The organism is Enterobacter cloacae complex sp. IR5458 (genome assembly GCF_049238025.1).
Taxonomy (GTDB): Bacteria; Pseudomonadota; Gammaproteobacteria; order Enterobacterales; family Enterobacteriaceae; genus Enterobacter; species Enterobacter kobei.
The window spans coordinates 1-22,903 of sequence record NZ_JBMKIF010000039.1; the positions used below are offsets into that span (position 1 = coordinate 1).

A 22,903-nucleotide genomic window follows, 5' to 3' on the forward strand; every position below is an offset into this window, starting at 1 on the left:
GCACAAACTGGACTGAGTTCCCTTCCTCCGGTGATCTACTATTCGGAACAGCTATTTAGAGTTAAATCAACGATTTAATTCATTTTTCTATGCAGGATCTTTGAAAAAAGCAGTAGAAAAACGGAGAAGTACATGACCTTTAGTTTAGCTCAAACAGCTAGTGCAGAAACCACACTAAAAGCACCTGCTGAAGCAGATCAGAACCTGCGGGATATCACTGAACTGGCGTGTTATATCTGTGATGCACCAGTGGCTATGGTGACGCGAACCGATGACACAAAGCTGAATCTAATTGCAAAAGTTGGTATTTCGCGTACCTCTGTATTAATTAAAGAGTCCTTTTGCGTGTATGCAATGGAAACACCTGATGCGGTAATGGTGGTCCCTGACGCTACTTTAGATCACAGATTCAGTACCAATGCTATGGTGATTTCAGGACCTGGCTACCGATTTTATGCTGGCTCGCCGCTGATTGATCCCGAAGGTGCAGTGATTGGTACTATTTGTGTCTATGATCATGTTCCTAAGCAGCTGAACCAGCGGCAGATAAGCTCTTTGCAGGCTCTGTCCAGACAAGTGATCGCCATACTGGAGCTGAAAAAAGTCGGCGAACAATTACATAATACCAGCATGACGGATGCGCTGACAGGGGTGAACAACAGAAGAGCTTTTGACCTCAAGTTTGAAGCTGAATTTGCTCGCTGGCAAAGAACAGGACAATCTTTTGTACTGGCATTGATTGATATTGATCACTTTAAGAGTTTTAACGACAGCTATGGTCATGCCGCAGGAGATGAGGCACTGAGTCAAGTCGCGGCTCTGTTTCAGCGCCATAGCAGGAACTATGACTTTTTCGCCCGTTATGGTGGTGAAGAGTTTGTGCTGATCCTGCCAGGCACAGACACAGCGTCCGCAAATAAAACACTGGAAAAGTTAAGGCTGGTAGTGGCTAACCATGAGTGGTTATTACGACAATTAACGGTCAGCATAGGTTTGGCCAGCGCTGATTTATTTGACGACAAAAAGCAGTTGCTCGAAGTCGCCGATCAGATGTTATACAAAGCTAAAACCCAAGGCCGCAATCAAACCAGTGTGTTCGCCACACTGTAAGAGATCTGTTCATGCTGCGCTGATCTCAAGACCTCATAAAAACTGAGGTCTTGCTTCGGTCGATAAGCTGGTCTGATATTGGCATTATTTATTCCTTTCAAATACATGGGTAATGCGACTTACACAGATTTTTTATGCTCTCTTGGACTCCATGTGAAGGAGATCGTCACATTCTTTACATATAGAAAATAGAGTTCTTTAGCCAGCTGCAATTTCAGATTAACCGATTCGGTAAGCTTTCTGCATTTCCGGAGACAACTTTTTTAGCCAGCTTGAGAGACTGAAGCCTTTTCTATCGGTACTATTTAATTTAGTAAAATACAGATGTTCATCCCAGCGAGGACCGAAATCTACTTCTGCAAGACTTACAAGCTGTTTGTTTCTGCGAAGACGATGCTTTTGATGGTAATCTTCGGCGGGCCAAAAATAACCATTTTGTTCTCCGGCCTCAATCACCTCGGGAGATTTCTCCTTTCCAATCGCTTGAATCAGTTCTTCAGCTACTTGTTTTTGCTCCAGATCAAAAACAAAAAGTATCTGGCGATACTGGCCCTGCTTTCTACCATGAACAGACCATGATTCAAAACTTCCAAGAAGTTCCCTGTAGCTGATTTGGTCTTTATCGTAGATCACTCTGACGACTTCGGCGTGTCCGTTGATGTTGCGGTAACTCGGATCCAGAGTTGATGCTCCAGCGTAGCCAACACGTGTTTGCACTACTCCCTGCGTCCCTCCAAAATTAGAATCCGGTCCCCAAAAGCAACCCATGCCGAAAACCGTTTGACTAAGCTTCCCGATTTTCAATGCTTCTTCGATTGCTTCAGGGGTTGCAAATTCATAGCTTTCAACACCGTCTTCTTTATTCATTTTTAGATCCGACATATTTTTCACCTAACTTTCAAAAATTGAAGCCACTCCCATTCCTCACGCCGTGCAAACGACGATAAGACCACGTTTTCCAACACCAGCTTGATGAAGTATCTTTGCTAAAACTCCGCAGCATGTTTCTTGGTAACACAACTGCGGAAAATTGCTGTAATCATTGATCTTACTGCTTATTAAGTTATTAATAATTCTAAAAAACTCATTATTTCATTGAAGCTTCCAACCACCTGTCAAGGTCCTTGAACTTGGGGTTTCTCAGCTTCTTTGTCCCAACCACTATTGTCGGGAAATTCAGCTTTCCGTTCGAATAGAGGGAGCACAGTTCATCAGCAGCCGCGTCGTCTTCATGAACATCCAAAAAAACAAACTGGCTCCCTTTTTCTTGCAAGTACGAATGGTAAATCTTGGTTTTATGGCAGTCTTTATGACCGAACAGCTTAATCAACACGAACGGCTCCTTTTTTCAAAAGGTTCACTTTCATAAACCCCCTCGATTTAAAAATTATTCTACAAACTTCAATGACTCCGAGTTAATACAGAATCGGACCCCTGATGGCTCAGGACCGTCTGGAAAAGCGTGCCCCAGATGGGCTTCGCACACATTGCATAGCACTTCGATTCTGCGCCCGAAGGTCGTATCCAGTTCATATTGAATTACGTTGTCTGCGACTGGCTCAGAAAAACTCGGCCATCCCGTTCCCGAATCGAACTTTAGGTTCGAGTCAAAGAGTTCGGTGTCGCAGCCCACACAGGCGTACCTTCCAGCTTCATAAAATGAACAGAGTTCTCCGGTGTGCGCGCGTTCGGTGCCTTTCATCCGCATGACCCGAAATTGCGCTGGCGTCAGAATTTCTTTCCACTCTTCCTCGCTCTTTTCTACTTTTTTGGGAGGCGCGGGAGTGCCGTTATCCAGGTAGTTGTAAATGCTTTTCCAATTGAACATATATTTGCTCCTTTATTTTAGGGTTCACTCTTTAGCTATCAATCCACGAGAAGAAGTCTGTAGCACTACCAATGAATTCTCCATCCACAAAAACTTGCGGTACAGTTTGGAGATTTGTTCTTTCCTTCAACTCCAGGTAAGTCTTCGGATCGTCGTCTACGCGAATTTGTTTGAAATCGACCTTTTCAGCAGTTAGGTAATTCTTCACGCGTGCGCAAAATGGACAATGGTCTTTCGTATAAATAACAACATTCTTAAGTGCTTTCATTTTTTCCTCGTTCATTTGGTTCATGATTTAGTCTCTTTCAAAATGGCAAGAGTATCCGCTGGGATTCCTCTGCAAATAGTTTTGGTGATATGCCTCAGCGTCGTAGAATTCTTTTTCCAGGGTGACGGTCGTGACCACTTCATTCTCGAAGCGACCGATCTCATTGACCTCATCAATCACGTTTTCGATAATCGCTTTCTGTGCATCGTCACGATAGAACGCTGCCGAGCGATACGAAGTGCCAACATCATTTCCTTGGCGATTCTTCGTAGTCGGATCATGGATTTTGAAAAAGTAATGTAGAATCTCTTCGAGAGATATTTCGTCTTGGTCGTATTCCACGCGAACCGCTTCGGCGTGCCCCGTTTTCCCTGTTATAATATCGGCGTAGGTAGGATCATCAAAATCTCCGCCAGAGTAGCCCACCTTCGTTGACGTCACACCGTCCAGACTCCTAAGGAGGTCTTCGAGACCCCAAAAACACCCTCCGGCAACGATCACATAATCTAGTTTCATAAAGCCTCCTTAGTTTTCATCCACTTACTGATTAGACTGACTTTACAGCATGTAAAATAGATATAATATGTTCAATAGTTCGTATAACATGACCTATTGGACAGTTTACGTAGGAGCTACATATGGATGTTCTCAGTGAAATTTTAGATAAGGTAGAGCTTACTAGCAGCTACTGGTATAGAACCTCATTTGCGGGAGACTGGGGCATCAGCCTCCCGCAGGAAGAGAATCTAGCGAGATTTCACATCGTGACTCATGGCGAGTTTTGGTATGAGGTGCCAAAACTTAAACTTAAAGCATTGGCGGAGCAGGGCGATATTTTGATCTTTTTCAAAGGGATGGAGCACACCATGGCCAGTGCACCAAAAATCAAGGCCGAGCCTGCGGTCGAATTTAGAGCTAAAGCCAACCTCACCGAAGCTCAAGTTTTGGAATACGGTGATCAGAGCAAGCTCAAAGCCAACGTCGTTTGCGGACATTTTTGTTTTAATGGCGGACCCGATCATCCATTCTTAAATTCGCTGCCAAATGTCGTGCATATCAAGAGTGCTGATAACTCCCACTCGCCTTGGCTTGCCATGCTTTTAAGTATTATAGAGCAGGAAGCAAAATCAGGGCTTCCTGGAAGCAACACGTTAGTCAGAAAGCTGACCGAAATTATCTTCGTGCAAGCGTTAAGAATCCACATGTACAAATCCAATAAAAATGCTGGATTCTTCAAACTGATCGAAAATCCGCAACTCAGCAAAACCTTGGAAGCTATTCATCATAGTCTCGATAAAAAATGGGGTCTTGACGATCTCGCCGGGATTGCGGGGATGTCGCGTACGAACTACAGCGTCAAATTTAAGGAGCTGTCAGGCATGACACCTCTTGATTATTTAACCTATTGTCGGCTTGAAAAAGCAAAGCAGCTGCTTAAAGAATCCGGTAAGTCTGTTCCCGAAGTGAGTGAAGCCATTGGGTATCCGGCACATGAACACTTTCAAAAGTTGTTTAAGAAAAAAATTGGCAAAACTCCTAGCGCGTACAGAAAAGAAAATTCTGAAAAGGTGTAAAAATGAATATCTATAACTCTCCTGTTACCAAAATAGCTTTCTGGGTCATAGTCATTGGTGGTGCGGCTTGCCTGCTTATCCCTTTGTTTGCACCTCTTCTTCCGCTGCAATATTTGAAAGGTTATGGCGAAATAGGAGATGTTCTTGGAGGTATTTCAAGCCCATTTGTACAAATTCTGGGTTCAGTGCTTCTCTTTCTGGTGTTAAAAGCTCAGATTGACGCTAATGGCATCCTCCATCAGCAAATCGAAAAGGAATATACGAAGGAGCAACTGAGGCACGAGTTGAATCAGCTTCACGGGTAATGGTGCCAACTTACTGATTTAGTGTATGATGGTGTTTTTGAGGTGCTCCAGTGGCTTCTGTTTCTATCAGCTGTCCCTCCTGTTCAGCTACTGAAGGCGTGGTGCGTAACGGTAAAAGTACTGCCGGACATCAGCGCTATCTCTGCTCTCACTGCCGTAAAACATGGCAGCTACAGTTCACTTACACCGCTTCTCAACCCGGTACGCATCAGAAAATCATTGATATGGCCATGAATGGCGTCGGATGTCGCGCCAGTGCACGCATTATGGGCGTTGGCCTCAACACGATTTTACGACACTTAAAAAACTCAGGCCGCAGTCGGTAAACTCACGCATACAACTTCTGGGCCTGCTGTCGGCCTTTGAGGTCGTGGTATGGATGACGGATGGCTGGCCGCTGTATGAATCACGCCTGAAGGGAGAACTGCACGTTATCAGCAAGCGATATACGCAGCGCATTGAGCGGCATAACCTGAATCTGAGGCAGCATCTGGCAAGGCTGGGCAGGAAGTCACTGTCGTTCTCAAAATCGGTGGAGCTGCATGACAAAGTCATCGGGCATTATCTGAACATAAAACACTATCAGTAAGTTGGAGTCATTACCCAGGACCCTGAAAGATCTTGATCGTGCCGCGCTATTACTGGCACGGGCATGCACGTTATTACTTGATGAGAACACCGATGAAGCAGCTCTGCGGCAGGCTATTTTTCGCCGCATACCAAAGGACAAACTGGCTGAATCCGTCGGCAAGGTAAATGAGCTGGCGCGCCCGCAAGATACTCAGTTTCAGGATGAAATGGTGGAACAATATGGACGGGTGAAGCGTTTCCTGTCCGCGATGTTGCGTGACTTACACTTTCAGGCCGCCCCGGCCGGGGAGCTCACGTTGTCAGCAATCCATTATCTGGCCGAACTGAGTGGCTCAAAAAAGCGAATTCTCGACGATGCACCAGAGCAAATCATTTCCGGCCCATGGAAACGTCTGGTCTACGACAGAGATGGTAGGATTCTACGAGCGGGTTACTCGCTGTGTCTTCTCGAGCGCCTTCAAGATTCTTTGCGCCGTCGTGATCTCTGGCTGGAGAACAGTGATCGGTGGGGGGACCCGCGTCAAAAATTGCTTCAGGGAGCTGAATGGCAGGCACAACGCATCCCGGTATGTCGGGCGCTGGGTCATCCATCAGACGGAACTAAAGCAGCAGAACAACTGGCTACGCGGCTTGATGACACATGGAAATCAGTGGCTTCACGTTTTGCCTGCAACGCAGCGGTCAGCATAAGCAATGAAGGTAAGCATCCCTCACTGACGATTAGCAGTCTGGATAAACTGGATGAGCCACCGGCACTGATACAATTGAATCGTCGGGTAAGAGAATTGATCCCTCCGGTTGATCTGACGGAGCTGTTGCTTGAAATAGATGCCCGAACCGGTTTTACCCGCGAATTCAGCCACGTCAGTGAATCAGGTGCTCGGGCGCAGGATCTCCAGGTCAGTCTGTGCGCAACACTGCTGGCAGAAGCATGCAATATAGGGCATGAACCCCTGATAAAGCATAATATTCCCGCGCTTACTCGCCATCGTCTGAGCTGGGTTAAACAAAATTATCTCAGGGCAGAAACGCTGGTCACCGCTAATGCACGGCTGGTTGATTTTCAGTCCACGCTGCCGCTCGCGGGGTACTGGGGAGGTGGTGAGGTTGCCTCCGCAGATGGTATGCGTTTTGTCACACCGGTTAAAACGGTTAATTCCGGACCAAATCGTAAATACTTTGGTTCAGGACGCGGTATCACCTGGTACAACTTCGTCTCCGATCAATACTCCGGTTTCCATGGCATTGTAGTTCCCGGGACGCTTCGTGATTCCATCTTTGTACTGGAAGGGCTTCTGGAGCAGCAGACCGGGCTGAATCCGGTAGAAATTATGACGGACACGGCAGGATCCAGCGATATCATTTTTGGCCTGTTCTGGTTACTGGGCTACCAGTTTTCCCCTCGTCTGGCCGATGCAGGCGGGGCGATATTCTGGCGGGCAGATAAAACGGCACATTATGGTGCCCTGAATGAGCTGGCCCGGGGATGTGTTGAACTGTCAAAAATAGAATCCCAATGGGATGAAATGATGCGAATGGCGGGCTCACTGAAGCTTGGGACCATCCATGCATCAGAGCTTATTCGTTCACTGTTGAGAAGTAGCCGACCATCTGGTCTGGCTCAGGCGATTATGGAAGTGGGCCGGGTCAACAAGACGTTGTATCTTCTCAACTATATCGATGATGAGGATTACCGGCGTCGGATCCTCACTCAGCTCAACCGGGGAGAAGGACGCCATGCAGTGGCTCGAGCCATTTGCTACGGACAACGTGGTGAGATTAGAAAACGCTACCGTGAAGGGCAGGAAGATCAACTCGGTGCTCTGGGTCTGGTGACCAATGCGGTTGTGCTGTGGAATACACTTTACATGCAGGAGGCGTTGTCACATCTTCGCAAATCGGGGGAAACACCTGAAGAGGAGCATCTGGCAAGATTATCGCCGCTGATACATGGCCATATAAATATGCTGGGACATTATACGTTTTCGTTACCGGAAGATATTCTGAAGGGCGAGTTAAGACCATTAAATTTGAATACAAACAATGAATTAACCTCTTAGCGTGGTTTTTTACATCATTGGACCTCGAACCCCGCATTAACCAAAGCGCGCTGTTTTTGGCAATCTTCAGCATCGATAACTCCGCGCTGCCAATCAGCGTCAGCGCCAGCCGACGTTTGACCAGCAAGGCCAGCAAACTAGCCCAGATCAAGCCTTCCGCTATCGCTTTTTGTCGTGTCGCGAACGCCTTCAACCGGTTATGTGATTTCAGCTCTTTGAACAACAGTTCGATCTGCCAACGGCAACGATACAATGCCATCACCTTCTCGGCTGGCCATCGCTCACGCGGAAGATTGGTCATCCATATACAGAACCGTTTTTCCTCTGCAAACCAACGTCTTATGAGTCGATATTTATACTTTCCCGAACTCACATCCAGATCCAGAACCTCGGCTCTGCAGCTTCTCCGATCGATATCCTTGAGCTTTTTTCCGAGTAACTTGGGCATTTCCCTGCCGTCCTGTCGGTAAGCTGCCTGTACTTTGGGATTGAGATTTTGACTCCCTCTGACCAGATAGCTTCCTTTGGCTTTGGTCACATCAGCAAAGTACTCGCGGCTGATGTAACCGGCATCCGCCAATAACAGTTTGTTATTTAACGAATTTTCGGCCGGAAGATGCTTGCGCTCCGATTCGGTATCCGCCGTGATACTCATCGATATCGGCGACTGGTCCAGCAAGGACATGGTCATATGACACTCTACCGCAGCGGGGCTGTGCTTATTGAATCGGCCCGGGAAATGTTCTGCCAATTGCGGATGTAACGCGAATGACGACCCGTCCTGCAGCAGTACCTGCTCAAAGCCTGCCAGTCCGTGGGCGTCCGGTAGACACTCCTTGAGGCGTAAGGCGATGGCTCGTTCAACCAGTGCGCGCATGAACAAGGGAAAACCCTGCTTGCGTAACTGGTTGTGAAAGGGTTTATACGCTATTTGGTCAGTATCATGGAGCTGCAACGCATTGAAATGGCGATGCAAACCAGCAATACCATCCACCTTGTCGCAACCAAGCCCTGAGAGCAGAGCCGGGAGTAGTCTCGCAGGCTGGATATCCCGGAGTCGCTGACAAAAACCGGTAAATTTACCGATCCGGTTGAGTTCAGAAGAGCTAAGAAGTTGCTTGAGGTACTGGGTTGCATTTATAATAGTCATGGCTTCGGGCGTGTCGGTTTTTTTTTGCGATTAAATCAGATCACAAACGAAGCCTTTTTTCTATCTATTTCAATTGGTTGTAGCTAAAGATCCTGTACATGACAGGTCACTGCAGCGGCCAAACTGTTGCCACATCTCAGTTCAGGAGGAAACGCAATGACTCAGGAAAGGATCCAGACCCGCTACCCACTCGGCGGCCCCTTCGCCACCCAGGCTGAGCTGGAGCAGGCCATCACCCAGGCCATAACGACCCACAGACAAGATTTCTTCCCTCTGCTGGAACGGCTGGTGGACGTGGGGGACACCCGGGTCAACCTCAGTCAGGAGAACCCGCTGCGGGTGCTCAGCATCGAACTCGCTGACGGCCGTGAAGGAGTGGCCCATATCAACTACGAGTCCAACTTCGCCGAGAGCTGCCTGATTATCAACGAATACGACCAGCACCAGACCAGCCTGGCCTTTCGCCTCGACGGGGATGCACTTATCTTCGACGTCGAACTGCCGATCGCGTGGAATTTCAATAACTGAAGATTCAGCGGTGTAATGCCGCCTGGTTGCTACACCCGGTCAGCCAGCTCCCCTCACCCTAACCCTCTCCCAAAGGGAGAGGGGATCAGCCCGTGCCAACCTCCAGCCGTGGTAGTCACTCCATACTCTGCTGTTATTTCAGGCGCCTGTAATCTTCCCCATATGGCTGTCATCTGAATAGCAATATCCAGCATATAGCCACCATAACCCTCACTCATGTACAGGATCTTTAGCGGCAACCAATTGAAATAGATATAAAAAAGGCTTCGTTTGTGATCTGATTTTATCGCCAAACAAAATCAACACGCGCGAAGCCTATGACTATTATCAACGCTAATTACTATCTGGAGCAACTCTTGGCTCCCGCCGCACTCGAGCGCATTGCTCGGCTCTGCAAGTTTTGTCTGCGTCAGCGTGCCATTACCCCAGCCATGCTCGTACCTGCACTGCTGCGGGCCATGGGAGGCGACCAGGTCAATGACATTGCCGGTTTACACCGCCATTTCAATGCCTTGCAACTGGTAAACACCCATCAGGTTTCTTACAAACCGTTTCACAATCAGCTGCGCAAAGAGAGCTTTGCCCTGTTTATGAAAGCCCTGGTCGAGCGGGCCATCGCCTTGCGTATCGACCATCAACTCAAAGCAGCCTCCCTCGGCGCGTTCAAGCAGGTGTTACTGCACGATGGCACCTCCTTTGCGGTGCATCGGCGCCTTGCTGCTGATTTTCCCGGCCGGTTCAAGACCATCAGTCCGGCAGCTATCGAGTGCCATATGACCATGTCACTGTCGGAGCAGAGCCCGTTGTGCATGAGTGTGTCTGCCGATACCGCAGGGGAACGGCAATTTCTGCCTGAAGCCCACACGCTGACCAACTGCCTGCTGCTGGCTGACGCAGGTTACATTGACAGGGCTTGGTTTGAGCAGGTGAACGACGCTGGCGGATTTTATCTGGTGCGCGGCACGAAAAGCCTGAACCCCAAGATAATCCAAGCCTGGCGCGGTGATGGACGGGAAGTACCCAAGCTGGCGGGACTATCTCTGAGAGAGGCCGGACGGCGACGCTGTCGGGCCGAGGTACTGGATATGGTGGTGAAGTCCGGCCAGGTCGAGTACCGGTTGATCCGGCGCTGGTTTGCTGAGGAAAAGCGGTTCTGTCTGTGGATGACGAACCTACCGCGAGCAGCATGGTCAGCAGAGCAGGTGATGAGCCTGTATCGCTGCCGTTGGCAGGTGGAGTTGTTATTTAAAGAGTGGAAATCGCACAACCGGCTCAAGGGGTTTGTGACGGGCGAGAAAGCGATTGCCGAGGGGTTGGTGTGGACGAGCCTGCTGTCGCTGGTGATGAAGAGACGGGTCGCGCAGAGTGTGATGAGTGGGGCGCTATCGATGCTGAAAGCGTCGAAGAACAGTGCGACGTGGTGGCTACCGCTATTGGAAGCAGTGGCCCATAGGGCGCTGACAGAAATAAGGGAAAGATTGGAATGGGCTGCCGATTATTTGGCCAAGAACGCCTGCCGAACCAAGCAGAGAAAGTCGATACAGAACAGGACCTTGGAAGGCGTTTTAAATGGACTCGCCGCTTAAGGTCCTGTACATGAACCGGCGATTACGTCTGGCGGCAGAGCCGCAGACTGGAAGACGGGAAGTTTCGGCCCTTACGGATGCCCGGAAAACCTTAGCGTACGATTTTTTCCGAATTCTGCGGGCTCCCCTATTAGCGTAGAGAAAAGTGTTGGACCATTTTGAGTCGTGGTTATGCGTGAAGACTATAGCGTCAGTCCAGTATGATTTCCCAATACCCTGTAGCTATAGTTTCGATAGCTTCGAATCGGCATTGCAGGCGTATCCCCGTCAGCGGATTTCGAGCGGACGCCGTCGCTTGCCAACGTTGGTGTGAGACCGGCGGGCGAGATCGCCCCTGCCAACGCGACCGCTGAGAGGTCGACTCCTCAACCGCTTGGGCGCTTATCGCCTCCATCCGGATGCTCACCCGCCGAACAGCAATAAACCGCTATTTTCGATAAACTTCTGAATCCGGCTCCGAGGTATGGAAACTATGTCGTACCGCTATTGGATATGTTGCGCGCATACCTTCATAGTCTGACACGCGAAATCTTTAAATCCTGAGTATATTTCGGAAGAAATTTCGATCTGATCGATAAGACTTCAGGATACAGCAAGCTGGAGACACCGATGAAAGCCGTTGGTTACAAGGTTCCGGGACCCATCGCCGAGGACGCCTCTCTGGTCGACATTGATCTGCCTCGGCCTGTCGCTGAAGGAGGCGATATCCTGGTTGAGGTGAAGGCTGTCTCGGTCAACCCGGTCGACTACAAAATCCGCAGCAGCACGCCGCCCGCTGATGGCGATTGGAAAGTGCTGGGATGGGATGCGGCCGGGATCGTGCAAGAGGTCGGCCCCGACGTGACGCAGTTCGCGGTAGGCGACGAGGTCTATTATGCCGGATCGCTCATAAGGCCTGGCACCAATGCGGAGTTCCATCTCGTCGACGCCCGGATCGTCGGTCGTAAACCCGCGTCGCTCGACTGGGCGGAAGCGGCGGCGCTGCCACTCACGACGTTGACGGCCTGGGAAGCCATGTTCGATCGCCTGGACGTGACGAAGCCCGTTCCCGGGGCGGCGGCGATCCTCATCATCGGTGGTGCGGGTGGGGTCGGGTCGATCGCCATCCAGATCGCTCGACAGCGCACGGATCTCATCGTCATCTCCACCGCCTCTCGGCCGGAAACCCAGGAGTGGGTTAAAGGGCTTGGGGCTCATCATGTCATCGACCACTCTCGGCCGCTCGCGCCACAGATTGCCGAGCTCAACATCGGCGCTCCCGCTTTCGTGTTCTCGACCACGCATACCGAGCAGCATGCATCCGACATCGCCGAACTGATCGCCCCGCAAGGACGGTTCGGATTCATCGACGATCCCAAGGCGCTCGACGTCATGCTGTTCAAGCGCAAGGCAGTGTCGATCCACCACGAGCTGATGTTCACACGGTCGCTCTACGGCACGCCCGACATGGATGAGCAGGGCAAGATCCTCAATTCGCTGGCGGTGCTGGTGGACGACGGCAAAATTCGCACGACGCTAACCGAAAAATTGTCGCCAATTAATGCCGCCAATCTGAAGACGGTGCACGCACTGATCGAAAGTGGCGCGGCAAGAGGCAAGATTGTCCTCGAAGGCTTCTGATGACTGCCACCGCCGAACGTCTTTTCTAACCTCAAGAACGCCGGACGGATTACGCCACGGCGAAGGAAATTTCATGACGAAATCCATTGCCACCGCCTCGATCAACCGCGAAACCGCCGTCGCCCTCATCGACGCGGCGATCGCCGCGGCACGTACAATCGGCATCCCGGCTGCGGTCGCCGTCGTCGACGCCACCGGTAACCTGCGCGCGTTCGAGCGCACTGATGACGCGCCGTTTCTCACCGTCGATGTTGCCATCGACAAGGCTTGGAGTTCCGCCTCGTTTGGGTACCCCACCCATGTCTGGAACGACTATGTTTCGAACGATCCAAAAGTGGCGCCGCTGGCCTATCGCCCCCGGATGGTCGCTGTCGGCGGAGGCTATCCGATCCTGGAAGACGGGAAGTTGATCGGCGGGATCGGCATCTCCGGAGGCAACTATCAGCAGGATCAGGATGCGTGCGTCGAGGCACTCACGAAAATCGGGTTCGAGCTGCCAGCCTGACGACTTTAAGGCCATCGCCAGCGGCGGTGGCCTGCAGATGCGACCTTATGAAAGACTTTAAGATGGAAGCGTTCGTCGTCTTCACCCGCGAAGAAACCACCGATCCGGAAGAACTCGCAACCTATTCTGCAGGCGTCGGCCCATCGTTCGATGGCCACGACGTAACCTTTCTCGCCGCTTATGGCGCGATGGAGCATTTGGAGGGGCCGCCCGTCGAAGGGGCCGTAATTTTGCGGTTCCCGACGATGCAGGCCGCCCGTGATTGGTATCATAGCCCCGCCTACCAAACCATCGCTGCGCACCGTTTTGCCGGTTCCCGCTATCGCGCCTTTGTCATTGAGGGGCGGCGGTGACACACCGACGGAAGAACGGCGGGGCTGGCCACGAGGTATCGGTCGGCGAACTCGCATCCTACAACCTGTAGGGGATCAAGGCGGTGAGGTTCGCGTGCCATCGCCACACGCGACCACTCATCGGACTTCTGCATCGGAATTGGAGGATCAGATGAGCGTCGACGAACGACAAGCCCCCGAGCTGCGGGTGCAGAGATGGATTGGCGCGGATGGAGAAAGCATCGCGCCGCTCAAGCTGTCGGATCTCGGCACCGGCCCGAAAGTCCTCTTCGCCTTCCAGCACTGGTGCCGTGGCTGCCATTTGCATGGATTTCCGACGCTACAAAGGTTGCATGGTGCATTGAGCGCCAAGGGCGTGGGCTTCGCGGTGATCCAGACCGTCTTCGAAGGAGCGGATGAGAACACCTTCGAGAAGCTGCGCGTGAACCAGCTCAAGTATGCGCTTCCTGTCGCGTTCGGTCAGGACGAGCCACCTGCCGGCGCGACGCTTCCCACCTTCATGGAGGACTACCGCACGCGGGGAACGCCCTGGTTCTCCGTGATGGACGCTGGCGGCCGCATCGTATTCTCGGACTTCCATCTCGACGCCGATCAGCTCGTGAAGGGACTGGAGCTGGTGTAACCGATGCGGCGCTGGGTCATCCTGATTGCCACCCATCTCGCGATGCTCGCCATGGGCTTCGCGGGCGGTGTCTACACGCTGCCGATCCTGACCGCCCCCCAGGCCCCGGACGCGGCGGCCTTGCGGACCATCTCAGCCGAGACGCTCTACGCAGGGCGTCTGGCCCGCGATCTCAAAGGCAGCGACCTGCTTCACTGGGGGGAAGGCGAGATCCGGGTCTCGCGCGACCGTATCGCCCATATCGGGCGCCTCGCCCCTGGTCCCGACTACAAGCTCTACCTCGCACCACGTTTCGTCGACACGAAGGAGGCCTTTCTCCTAATCAAGGACAGATCAGTCCGCGTGGGCGATGTGAAGACGTTCAACGGCTTCATCGTCGAGGTGCCTGCCGGCATCGATGTCCGTGACTACAACACGGTCGTCATCTGGTGCGAAGCATTCGACCAGTTCATCAGTGCGGCAGAGTATCAACCCTCAAGTCAGGCCCGAGAACGAGCCCGGCGATGGATACCATGAGGTCGGCGGGCAAGCGCGGCCTCGTTCTCGCGCCGGTGGCGGCGCTGCTGCTGAGCGTCGCCGCTCTGCTGCTGGGCAATGGCCTGCTGAGCACGCTCCTGATCGTGAGAGCCGGCCATAAGGGGTTCTCGACCGGCGCGATCAGCGCGATGATGTCCTTCTATTTCGCGGGTTTCACGATCGGCGCGCTCGTGTTGCCACCGATCATCGTCTCCGTGGGACATGTCAGAACCTTCGCCGGCTTCGCGGCCATTGCCTCGATGACCGCCCTTCTCCATGTGGCGTTCGTGGAGCCGATCGCCTGGATGCCGCTTCGCCTGATTACCGGCTTCGCCTACGCGGGCATGATCCTCGCAACGGAGAGTTGGCTCAACGCCCACGCATTGCCATCCACACGCGGGCAGCTCCTGTCGATATTCGGAGTTGTCTCTATGGGCTCATGGGCAATCGGGCAGGCGTTACTCAACATCGCACCGCCCGCCGACGTGACATTGTTCCTCATCGTGTCGCTGCTGATATCAGCGGCGGTGGTTCCGATCACCTTGCTGCCCAGTCATCCGCCGGCCCAGGTGGAACAGGAATGGGTCGCGTTCAGGGACCTCGTCCTCGTATCACCTCTCGCTGCGGCTGGCGCTTTCCTGGCCGGCCTGGCTATCGGTGGTTTCTGGGGCATGGGCGCGAACTTCGCCCAGAGCATCGGCCTCGATGTGGGCGGTATCTCCGCCTTCATGGCTGCGGTTCTTGGTGGAACGCTCGCCTTCCATTGGCCACTCGGTTGGCTTTCGGATCGAGTGCCCCGGAATCTTGTCATCGCCGGTGCGGCGCTGGCGTCCGCAGCGTCTGCCATCGGCGTAGCGTTGGCGGTGGAAGCGCCTCTGCCGCTGCTCCTTGCGGCAGGTGCGCTGTTCGGCGGCTTTGGCATCCCGATTTATTCGTTGTGTCTCGCCGTCGCAAACGACGATCTTCCGGCCGGTCGGCTACTCGGCACCGCGCGCGGGCTTCTGTTGCTCAACGGGATCGGGACAGCCGCTGGCCCCCTAATAGGAGCAGCTGCAATGAATATCGTCGGCCCTGGCGGCCTGTTCCTTTATGCGGCGGCGTTGCTCACGCTCCTGGCAGTGCTGGCCATCGCCCGCAGGCAGCCGAGGCGCACCAACCAGGCCAAGGCGGCCCCCCGTTCTCCGAGCACGCCGATGATAACCGGATCTCTCGATACGATGATATGCATGGAGAAGCGGGCGCAGGGCGTGCGGGATTAGCGCGGCACGGCGCCTGCACGAACCGCGGGGTCAGGCGATGATAGCTGTTACGCGAATTTCGATACGCATGGTTGGAAGCCCCAGCGCTTCGATTCCCAACTGCGTCCAGATTGGAGCGCGGTCGGGCATGTAGTGGCGATACAGCTTGGCCATTGTTTCGTTGATCACGGGAGGGAATCCACCGACGTGATAGGAATTGACGTGGACCACATGCGGCCAGCGTGCTCCGGCGGTCGCGAGCGTCCGTTCCACGTTCTTGAACGCCTGCTCGATCTCTTCCTCAATCGACTCCGGAATGACGAGATCGTCGTTCCATCCGCCCTGTCCGGAGATCTCCACGCGGTCACCAATGCGCATTGCCTGAGAATAATGAAGCGCGTCATGCAGGCGCGTCCCGTATCCGGGGGTGATGAAGAATGAAGGTGTTGTCATGAGTTTGCCTTTGATGAGCCAGGTCAACGCGGCTGCAAGTGACCGTATGCATGCAGAAAGAGATGCAGGGCGTTCGGCACTAGCGCGCCGGCTGCGGTGGAGGGCTTTATTCCACGTCTTCTACGGTGAGGTCCCGGCCGTTGAACTGCACGGTCTCCCCGGCTCGGGCACCCTCGATCGCTTCGAAGATCGGCGCCATCGTGGAAATGCCCATGAGCTCACGCCCCTGACAGGTAAACTTGCTCGTTGACACCGCGATCACAAAGTGGCGGCCGGACAGCTTGACGACAGCGCCTTCGTTGACGGCCAACTTGGGGCCGAAATCGATCGTCCTGAGCTTTTCGAGTTTATTGGCGTAGTCATGGAGCGTGTCATCGAGCGCTTCAGCGAAGTCGCTCGCGACCTCGGCCTGAGCTAGTTCGTCGTTTTCGATCGGTTCGCTCCGATCGAGCCGAGCGGTAGAGACATAGTCCAGGTAGTTTTCGCGAGCGCTGTGCAACGCTGCTGTCTCCAGCAAGAGCATAGTTTCTCGTATGTGGTCCTTGTTCCAGTCCATAATCACCTCCTAATTTTCGATGTTCTTAAAGTTCAGCCTGCAGATGTGTGGGCCAGGAAGGCCAGCCTTTCCGGCTAAGCGACACCGCTATTCGTCGCTGATGACGTCTTCGCCCTGGTATGGAACCCTGATCAGCCGAGGATCTCGAATGATGCTCGTGACGAGCCAGACATATTCCTGCTCGGCGGTATCGAAGCCGAGGATGCTGAAGGATTGGCCGAAAGGGCATGGCGGGAAGTCTGGAAAGCCCTCGCGCAGAACGTAACGCTCGGGATCGCTGTGAAACTCGCTCTTGTAGACTTTCCGTAGTCCGTGCTTGCTCGGCGCGTCCTGGTCACCTGCCGGTGCTGTTTCCCGATGCGCCACAAGGCGCTCGGACAAGTCGCGGGGGCAGATTTCGTGGAACACGTCGAAGGCGTCGATCAACAGGCCTTTATGCTCTGTCGCCGGATCGGTGATCGCGTAGATGTTGGAGGCATCTTCGCCGTCGTCCCCGCTCTCGAGGCGCAACGCCGCATCGACGCGAATGCTGCATGCATCGAGGGTTGACCCTAGTTCGAGATCGACGAGATTGCCGTCCTTGACGCGGTATTCGCGGTCATAGCCTTTGGCGATGAATGACTGGACTGCTTCTAGAACGTCGGTCACCTGGGAGGTCATGGAAGCACCTTCATCTTGAACTGGATTGGACACGCTCGCGCACAAAGCGCGCTGTGACTCGGCGGACGGAGAAGCTCGCGAAGTGCGTTACTCATAGCCACTTGGCCTTCTTGAAGCGCATGAATAGGAGAAGGCAGAACACCGCTATCACTCCGAGCACGACGAAGTAGCCATATGGCGTGTCCAGTTCCGGCATGTGCTTGAAGTTCATGCCATATATTCCGGCGATCGCCGTCGGGACCGCCAAGATCGCCGCCCAGGCCGCGAGCTGGCGAGTGACCACACCGATCCTTTGCGCTTCCAGAAGGCTGCTGGCCTCGAAGACCGTGGACAGGATAAGCAGGAGGCCGTCGACCATGGACTGCACGCGGTGGACATGGTCCGCGACGTCGTGGAAATATGGTGTCATTTCGGCGCTGATGCAGGGAAAGTGGCCGCGAACGAGCTTTCGCACCAGCTCGGCCATAGCCCCGAGCGTGCGCTGGAACCGCGTGAGTTCGGACCTTAGTTCGAAGATTCGCGCCACCTCTTCTGGCCCGAGGAAATCGTGCAGCGACCGTCGCTCCATCGCCAGGACGTCGTCCTCGATCATTTCGAAGATGGGCAGATACTGGTCGACCACTCGGTGCAAGATCGCGTGCAGCACATAGTCGACACCCTTGCCGAACTGCGTCGGCGATGCCTCGAGTTGCTCCCGAAGTTTGCCCAGCGCTCCGGCATTGCCGTGCCGCACGGTGATAAGGTGATTGTGACCGGTGAAGATCGCCATCTTGCCGTAGCTGATCCGGTCGCCGACCAGCTCGGCGGTCTGGGCGACGACGTACAACTCATCGTTGTAGACCTCGAGCTTGGGCGGGCACAGCGGGTGCATGGCGTTGTCGATCGCCAAAGGATGGAGGTTATACGTCGTCTGGATCGCGCTGAGTTCGTCTGCGGTGGGCTCGCTAAGCGCGATCCAGCAGAAGCCCGAGCGATTCTCGTTTAGTTCGACGTGCTCATCGAGCCTGATTTCACGGACTCGCTTACCTTCGTTGTAATAATATGCGGCGATAATGGTCATGCAGGCCTCGCAGGAATTCGCAGGCCACGCTGTACAGCCGGTCGCGCCAGCCCGCGTTCGAGCCATGCCTGCACGTTCGAATAGCTGCTTAGGCCGAGGATGTCGCCCGCTGCGTAGAATTCGACCAGCGCATTCACCCAGCCAAACGTCGCAATGTCCGCGATCGAGTAATCATCGACAATCCATTCGCGGCCCTCCAGCCGGTGATCCAGGACCCCGAGAAGACGCCTGGATTCATCAACAAAGCGCTGCCGAGGTCGCTTGTCCTCATAGTCCTTGCCGGCAAATCGCAGGAAAAAGCCTAGCTGTCCGAAGGTCGGCCCAACGCCCGACACCTGAAAGAACACCCAGGCCAGAGTCTCGTACCGCTGGGCGGGTGTTGTTGAGATGAGCTGCCCCGTCTTGTCGGCCAGATAGATGAGGATCGCACCGGTTTCCCATATGCCAATGGGCTGGCCGTCAGGGCCAGCCGGATCGATGATCGCGGGTATGCGGCCGTTGGGATTCAACGACACGAACGCTGGATCCTTCGACTCGTTGTTCGAGATGTCGACGAAGTGGGGCTCATACGGCAGGCCAGTCTCCTCCAGCATCATCGAGACCTTGACGCCGTTGGGCGTGGGGGCCGCGTATAGTTGCAAGCGATCCGGATAAGATGCTGGCCAGCGCTGCGTGATGGGAAAGGAGGAGAGGTCTGTCATATCTGGATCCTGGCACTGCGACGGCGGCTGAATGGAATGATCTGCTTCAAGGCCGGGTTCGACGACCGCGTCGATTGACGCGGTCGTCGGAGGTTGCGAACCGGATCGGCGCGGCACTAACGGCAGCGAAGCCTATTCCGCTGCAGCCCCGGCCGCAGGGCTCACATCGCCGGCCTCATGCCGCTTTGGAAGAACCCAGTCGGGACGGACGAAGTGGCAGGTGTAGCCGCCCGGCCGCTTCTCCAGATAATCCTGGTGATCGGGCTCGGCCTCCCAGAACTCGCCGACCGGCTGGACCTCGGTCACCACTTTGCCATCCCACAGCCCCGAGGCATCCACATCGGCGATCGTATCCTCGGCGACGCGCTTCTGCTCCTCGTCGACATAATAGATGCCCGACCGGTAGGAGAGCCCACGATCATTGCCCTGGCGGTTCAGCGTCGTCGGATCGTGGATCTGGAAGAAGAATTCCAGGATGTGCCGGTAGCTCGTCACTGTCGGGTCGAAGACAATCTCGATCCCCTCGGCATGCGTGCCGTGATTACGATACGTGGCGTTCGGAATATCGCCGCCCGTGTAACCCACACGGGTCGAGATGATGCCGGGCCGCTTGCGGATCAGATCCTGCATGCCCCAGAAACATCCTCCTGCGAGAACAGCGCGCTGATGCATGTTAAGCCTCCTCTACTTGATCGAGATATTCACCGTATCCCTCGGACTCCATCTCGTCGCGCGGGATGAAGCGAAGGGACGCAGAGTTGATGCAGTAGCGCAGACCGCCGCGGTCGGAAGGACCGTCCGGGAAAACGTGGCCCAGATGGCTGTCGGCGTGTACCGACCTGACCTCCGTCCGGACCATGCCGTGTGCACTGTCCCGCACCTCGTTCACGTTTGCCGGAACGATCGGCTTGGTGAAGCTGGGCCAGCCAGTACCCGAATCGAACTTGTCCGTTGAAGCGAACTTGTCCGTTGAAGCGAACAGCGGCTCTCCCGACACTATGTCGACGTAGATGCCAGGCTCCTTGTTGTCGTTGTGCTCACCCGTGAAGGGCCTTTCGGTCCCCGAATCCTGGGTAATCCGGCGTTGCTCGGGGGTCAGGCGGTCAACTGCTGCCTGTGACTTCTCAAACTTCATGATAGTCTCCAATAATTAATCTAGAGAGCTCGACACACTGTCATTTATCTTTGCAGTCATTGCGCCGACTATAGCAGTGCGCCCCAGATTTATCCAATACGCTGCGCGTATAGTTTCCATAGCGCCGAAGCTCTTCACGTCGTGATTCAGTTCCACTCATACCGGGCTGCCAGCTGCGCGATGTTCCGTATCTCGACCGTTGCCGTGGAGCCGGATACTGTCGCGATCACGACTTCGCGCTCCAAGACAAATCCGTCGATCGGCCGAGTGACGAGGCCTTGCACGGTCGGCGATCGTTCCGGAAGAATGCATATGGCGTGGCCGTCAGCGACGACCCGTTGCACCCAGTCCTCGCGATCTGATCGAAAGCGAGGTCGCATGAGCAAGTCCCGTCGCGCGAAGTGATCGAGGATCCGATCGCGAAACTCGCATTTCAGGCGATCGACGAAAGGAAACTCGAGCAGGTCTTCGCCGCGCACGATCTCGTTGGCAGCCAAGGGATGGTTTGCAGAACAGCCGAGCACGAAGCGCTCCCGAAATAGAGGATGCACATCCAGCTTGCGTTCCGGTCTTGTTTCACGCGGCATGATGCACGCGTGGTATTTTCCTGAAAGCACCTCCGATGTGTCCTCGTTCGACTGGAGCGAGTGCAGCTTGATTTCGATGGATGGCATCTCCGCCAATGCGCTCTCGAAGAATGCCGTAAATTCCTTTGGTCCGACGGTGGGCGCGACGGCGACATCCAGCACGCGGTGCCCCCCCATCGCCCAGTGCTCCGAGTGATTGCGAACGCTCTTCATCGCGACCACCATGCGCCGGAATTCTGCCTCGACGTCATGGCCAAGGCCAGTCAGGCGGCTGTTCTTCCCGTCGCGATAGATCAGCGGCCCGCCAAGCTCATCTTCCAAGCGGCGGATCGCGCGGGTCAGACTTGGCTGTGACACACCGCTCAAGCGAGCGGCCGCTGTGAAATTCAGCGTCTCGGCCAAGTTGATGAAATAGCTGACTTGATTGAGTTCCATAGTCCTTTGGCCCACGCGCCTGACTGATACCTCTTCCGTGAGACCGCCTTTGGAAAGCAGGTCGCAGAAGTATGCTTGGCGCATATAATCATGGTATAGGGGCTTGTCTATATGCGCCAGACATATAAATGATAGCCTGAGATGACGATTACCGGTTGGCGGTGCGCTCCGCTCAGCTCCGTCGAAGGTTCTGAGAGCGCAACCGCCAAGCCGCGTGCTGGAGGTTTGATGGACATGGCAGGAAGATCATTTACGTTTGTCAGTGGGGCTGGCTCTCCGCTGTCCGGGCACCTCGAACCGCCGGAAGGGACGCCGCGGGGCTGGGCGATCTTCGCCCACTGCTTCACGTGCGGGAAAGACAGTCGCGCCGCTGTTCACATCTCGCGCGCGCTGTCGCGTGCGGGCATCGGGGTCTTGAGGTTCGATTTCGCCGGGACCGGGATCGGCGGTGGGACGGGAGAACCTGTGAACTTCGCGTCGGACGTCGAGGACCTTCGGGCCGCCGCAAATGCGATGGCGGCGGCGGGCATGTCACCGTCCCTCCTCGTCGGGCACAGCCTGGGTGGCACCGCTGCGATCGTAGCCGCCGCCGACATGCCTGATATTGCGGCGGTAGCGACGATTGGTGCGCCGGCCGACCTTCAGCATATCTTGCGCCTCTTCGGACCGAATGATCTGGACACCATCGCGAGCGAGGGCGAGGCCTCGGTGGAGATTGCCGGTAGGCCCTTCCTCATTCGCCGAGGGTTCCTTGAGGCGGTTGAGGGGATCGACGTCGAGAAGGCCATTGCCTCCCTGCGACGGCCGGTGCTGGTCATGCACTCTCCGCTGGATCAGGTGGTCGGCATCGACCACGCGTCGCGCATCTTCGTCGCGTCCAGGCACCCTAAAAGCTTCATCTCGCTCGACAACGCGGATCACCTTCTCACCGACGTCGCGGACGCGAACTACGCCGCGGCCATGGTGGCGGTTTGGGCGAGCCGCTTTCTCCCACCACTCAGCGCGGATCTTCCGCAGGTCGAGGTTGCGGAGGGCGTCGTCTCCACCGAAACTCTTGCAGGGACGTTCCAGCTCAAGGTCCGCAGCGGCGAGCACACTCTGTTCGCCGACGAGCCAGCATCGGTCGGTGGCCTCGGGACCGGACTATCTCCCTACGAACTCGTATCTGCCGGCCTCGCAGCCTGCACGGTGATGACGATGCGTCTCTATGCGAACCGCAAGGGCTTTCCGCTCGAACGGGCGAGCACGACCGTGCAGCACGAGAAGGTGCCGGACATGATGCCACCCGACCGGTTCACCCGCACCATTGTCCTCGATGGGCCGCTGAGTGATGATCAGCGCGCTCGGATCCTCGCGATCGCTGATCGGTGTCCCGTCGATCTGAGTCTCATCCGGGGTTCGGACGTGCAGACCGAGCTCTTGAGCGCCAGTCAGGCTGCGGATCCCGCGAGGCTGGCTTGAC

At 54.8% G+C, this 22,903-nt stretch carries 25 protein-coding genes and 3 pseudogenes; 14 read left to right on the forward strand and 14 right to left on the reverse strand.

Annotated features, from left to right (window positions below; all coding sequences use genetic code 11):
* The first annotated feature begins 132 nt into the window (after positions 1-132).
* Positions 133-1,110: a sensor domain-containing diguanylate cyclase gene (locus ACOTYN_RS22335; protein ID WP_002119794.1), complete on the forward strand. Its 978-nt coding sequence runs from the start codon at positions 133-135 to the stop codon at positions 1,108-1,110.
* A gap of 219 nt (positions 1,111-1,329) precedes the next feature.
* Here ACOTYN_RS22335 and ACOTYN_RS22340 read toward each other — a convergent pair whose 3' ends face one another.
* The 5 genes from ACOTYN_RS22340 to msrA (ACOTYN_RS22360) all read right to left on the reverse strand — a co-directional run bounded on the left by ACOTYN_RS22340 (position 1,330) and on the right by msrA (ACOTYN_RS22360) (position 3,722).
* Positions 1,330-1,977: a peptide-methionine (S)-S-oxide reductase MsrA gene (locus ACOTYN_RS22340; protein WP_223846397.1), complete on the reverse strand. Its 648-nt coding sequence runs from the start codon at positions 1,975-1,977 to the stop codon at positions 1,330-1,332.
* 220 nt (positions 1,978-2,197) lie between these two features.
* Positions 2,198-2,443 (reverse strand): glutaredoxin family protein, encoded by a 246-nt coding sequence (locus tag ACOTYN_RS22345; protein WP_011711656.1) that lies wholly within the window; start codon positions 2,441-2,443, stop codon positions 2,198-2,200.
* Positions 2,444-2,497: 54 nt separating this feature from the next.
* Positions 2,498-2,938, reverse strand: coding sequence for a peptide-methionine (R)-S-oxide reductase MsrB (gene msrB / locus ACOTYN_RS22350; RefSeq protein WP_005403705.1), 441 nt, complete (start codon positions 2,936-2,938; stop codon positions 2,498-2,500).
* A 31-nt stretch (positions 2,939-2,969) separates the two neighbouring features.
* Positions 2,970-3,230 (reverse strand): glutaredoxin, encoded by a 261-nt coding sequence (locus ACOTYN_RS22355; protein ID WP_005403706.1) that lies wholly within the window; start codon positions 3,228-3,230, stop codon positions 2,970-2,972.
* A 3-nt stretch (positions 3,231-3,233) separates the two neighbouring features.
* Positions 3,234-3,722: a peptide-methionine (S)-S-oxide reductase MsrA gene (msrA, locus tag ACOTYN_RS22360; RefSeq protein WP_069785042.1), complete on the reverse strand. Its 489-nt coding sequence runs from the start codon at positions 3,720-3,722 to the stop codon at positions 3,234-3,236.
* Positions 3,723-3,844: 122 nt separating this feature from the next.
* Here msrA (ACOTYN_RS22360) and ACOTYN_RS22365 point away from each other — a divergent pair, with 122 nt between their 5' ends.
* The 4 genes and pseudogenes from ACOTYN_RS22365 to ACOTYN_RS22380 all read left to right on the forward strand — a co-directional run.
* Positions 3,845-4,780, forward strand: coding sequence for an AraC family transcriptional regulator (locus ACOTYN_RS22365; protein ID WP_002123001.1), 936 nt, complete (start codon positions 3,845-3,847; stop codon positions 4,778-4,780).
* A gap of 2 nt (positions 4,781-4,782) precedes the next feature.
* A complete protein-coding gene (locus tag ACOTYN_RS22370) occupies positions 4,783-5,085 on the forward strand; it encodes a hypothetical protein (protein WP_223878984.1) in 303 nt (100 codons plus the stop codon).
* A gap of 50 nt (positions 5,086-5,135) precedes the next feature.
* Positions 5,136-5,674: pseudogene (locus ACOTYN_RS22375) on the forward strand (IS1 family transposase).
* A 16-nt stretch (positions 5,675-5,690) separates the two neighbouring features.
* Positions 5,691-7,736: pseudogene (locus tag ACOTYN_RS22380) on the forward strand (Tn3 family transposase); the annotation flags it as partial.
* Between the two features lie 40 nt (positions 7,737-7,776).
* Here the strand turns inward: ACOTYN_RS22380 and ACOTYN_RS22385 are convergent.
* Positions 7,777-8,886, reverse strand: a pseudogene (locus ACOTYN_RS22385) (IS4-like element ISApu2 family transposase); the annotation flags it as partial.
* 126 nt (positions 8,887-9,012) lie between these two features.
* Here ACOTYN_RS22385 and ACOTYN_RS22390 point away from each other — a divergent pair.
* From ACOTYN_RS22390 to ACOTYN_RS22425, 8 genes are all read left to right on the forward strand, one after another.
* Positions 9,013-9,414 carry a hypothetical protein gene (locus tag ACOTYN_RS22390; protein WP_220124121.1) on the forward strand — a complete coding sequence of 134 codons (402 nt, stop codon included), beginning with the start codon at positions 9,013-9,015 and terminating at the stop codon, positions 9,412-9,414.
* 317 nt (positions 9,415-9,731) lie between these two features.
* A complete protein-coding gene (locus tag ACOTYN_RS22395) occupies positions 9,732-11,000 on the forward strand; it encodes an IS4-like element ISApu1 family transposase (RefSeq protein ID WP_011191342.1) in 1,269 nt (422 codons plus the stop codon).
* A 609-nt stretch (positions 11,001-11,609) separates the two neighbouring features.
* Positions 11,610-12,620, forward strand: a complete 1,011-nt coding sequence (locus ACOTYN_RS22400) for a zinc-binding alcohol dehydrogenase family protein (RefSeq protein WP_011191343.1) — start codon at positions 11,610-11,612, stop codon at positions 12,618-12,620.
* Between the two features lie 73 nt (positions 12,621-12,693).
* Complete coding sequence (locus ACOTYN_RS22405) at positions 12,694-13,125, forward strand: GlcG/HbpS family heme-binding protein (RefSeq protein WP_004357630.1); 432 nt, start codon at positions 12,694-12,696, stop codon at positions 13,123-13,125.
* A 62-nt stretch (positions 13,126-13,187) separates the two neighbouring features.
* Positions 13,188-13,478, forward strand: a complete 291-nt coding sequence (locus tag ACOTYN_RS22410; protein WP_011191344.1) for a DUF1330 domain-containing protein — start codon at positions 13,188-13,190, stop codon at positions 13,476-13,478.
* A 151-nt stretch (positions 13,479-13,629) separates the two neighbouring features.
* Positions 13,630-14,100, forward strand: a complete 471-nt coding sequence (locus ACOTYN_RS22415; RefSeq protein WP_011191345.1) for a TlpA family protein disulfide reductase — start codon at positions 13,630-13,632, stop codon at positions 14,098-14,100.
* Positions 14,101-14,103: 3 nt separating this feature from the next.
* Complete coding sequence (locus ACOTYN_RS22420; protein ID WP_004357637.1) at positions 14,104-14,616, forward strand: DM13 domain-containing protein; 513 nt, start codon at positions 14,104-14,106, stop codon at positions 14,614-14,616.
* Positions 14,604-15,875: an MFS transporter gene (locus ACOTYN_RS22425; RefSeq protein ID WP_094935733.1), complete on the forward strand. Its 1,272-nt coding sequence runs from the start codon at positions 14,604-14,606 to the stop codon at positions 15,873-15,875. The genes ACOTYN_RS22420 and ACOTYN_RS22425 overlap by 13 nt, the downstream gene beginning before the upstream one ends.
* 30 nt (positions 15,876-15,905) lie before the next feature.
* On the opposite strand, the gene ACOTYN_RS22430 is transcribed toward ACOTYN_RS22425, so the two are convergent.
* The 8 genes from ACOTYN_RS22430 to ACOTYN_RS22465 all read right to left on the reverse strand — a co-directional run bounded on the left by ACOTYN_RS22430 (position 15,906) and on the right by ACOTYN_RS22465 (position 21,441).
* The gene (locus ACOTYN_RS22430; protein WP_004099044.1) at positions 15,906-16,307 is read right to left on the reverse strand and encodes a RidA family protein; all 402 of its coding nucleotides are present in this window, start codon (positions 16,305-16,307) and stop codon (positions 15,906-15,908) included.
* A gap of 106 nt (positions 16,308-16,413) precedes the next feature.
* Entirely contained in the window at positions 16,414-16,863 is a 450-nt protein-coding gene (locus ACOTYN_RS22435) for a hypothetical protein (protein WP_004099042.1), read from the reverse strand.
* A gap of 87 nt (positions 16,864-16,950) precedes the next feature.
* Positions 16,951-17,523 carry a hypothetical protein gene (locus ACOTYN_RS22440; RefSeq protein ID WP_004099040.1) on the reverse strand — a complete coding sequence of 191 codons (573 nt, stop codon included), beginning with the start codon at positions 17,521-17,523 and terminating at the stop codon, positions 16,951-16,953.
* A gap of 91 nt (positions 17,524-17,614) precedes the next feature.
* Positions 17,615-18,583 (reverse strand): magnesium and cobalt transport protein CorA, encoded by a 969-nt coding sequence (locus ACOTYN_RS22445; RefSeq protein ID WP_011191347.1) that lies wholly within the window; start codon positions 18,581-18,583, stop codon positions 17,615-17,617.
* Positions 18,580-19,284 (reverse strand): glutathione S-transferase N-terminal domain-containing protein, encoded by a 705-nt coding sequence (locus tag ACOTYN_RS22450; RefSeq protein WP_004099038.1) that lies wholly within the window; start codon positions 19,282-19,284, stop codon positions 18,580-18,582. The genes ACOTYN_RS22445 and ACOTYN_RS22450 overlap by 4 nt, the downstream gene beginning before the upstream one ends.
* A gap of 132 nt (positions 19,285-19,416) precedes the next feature.
* A complete protein-coding gene (gene msrA, locus ACOTYN_RS22455; protein WP_004099036.1) occupies positions 19,417-19,956 on the reverse strand; it encodes a peptide-methionine (S)-S-oxide reductase MsrA in 540 nt (179 codons plus the stop codon).
* A gap of 1 nt (position 19,957) precedes the next feature.
* Complete coding sequence (gene msrB / locus ACOTYN_RS22460) at positions 19,958-20,419, reverse strand: peptide-methionine (R)-S-oxide reductase MsrB (protein ID WP_259408564.1); 462 nt, start codon at positions 20,417-20,419, stop codon at positions 19,958-19,960.
* A 146-nt stretch (positions 20,420-20,565) separates the two neighbouring features.
* Positions 20,566-21,441, reverse strand: coding sequence for a LysR family transcriptional regulator (locus ACOTYN_RS22465; RefSeq protein ID WP_011191349.1), 876 nt, complete (start codon positions 21,439-21,441; stop codon positions 20,566-20,568).
* 228 nt (positions 21,442-21,669) lie between these two features.
* Here ACOTYN_RS22465 and ACOTYN_RS22470 point away from each other — a divergent pair, with 228 nt between their 5' ends.
* Positions 21,670-22,902, forward strand: a complete 1,233-nt coding sequence (locus ACOTYN_RS22470; protein WP_004357650.1) for a bifunctional alpha/beta hydrolase/OsmC family protein — start codon at positions 21,670-21,672, stop codon at positions 22,900-22,902.
* Position 22,903: the final 1 nt, after the last annotated feature.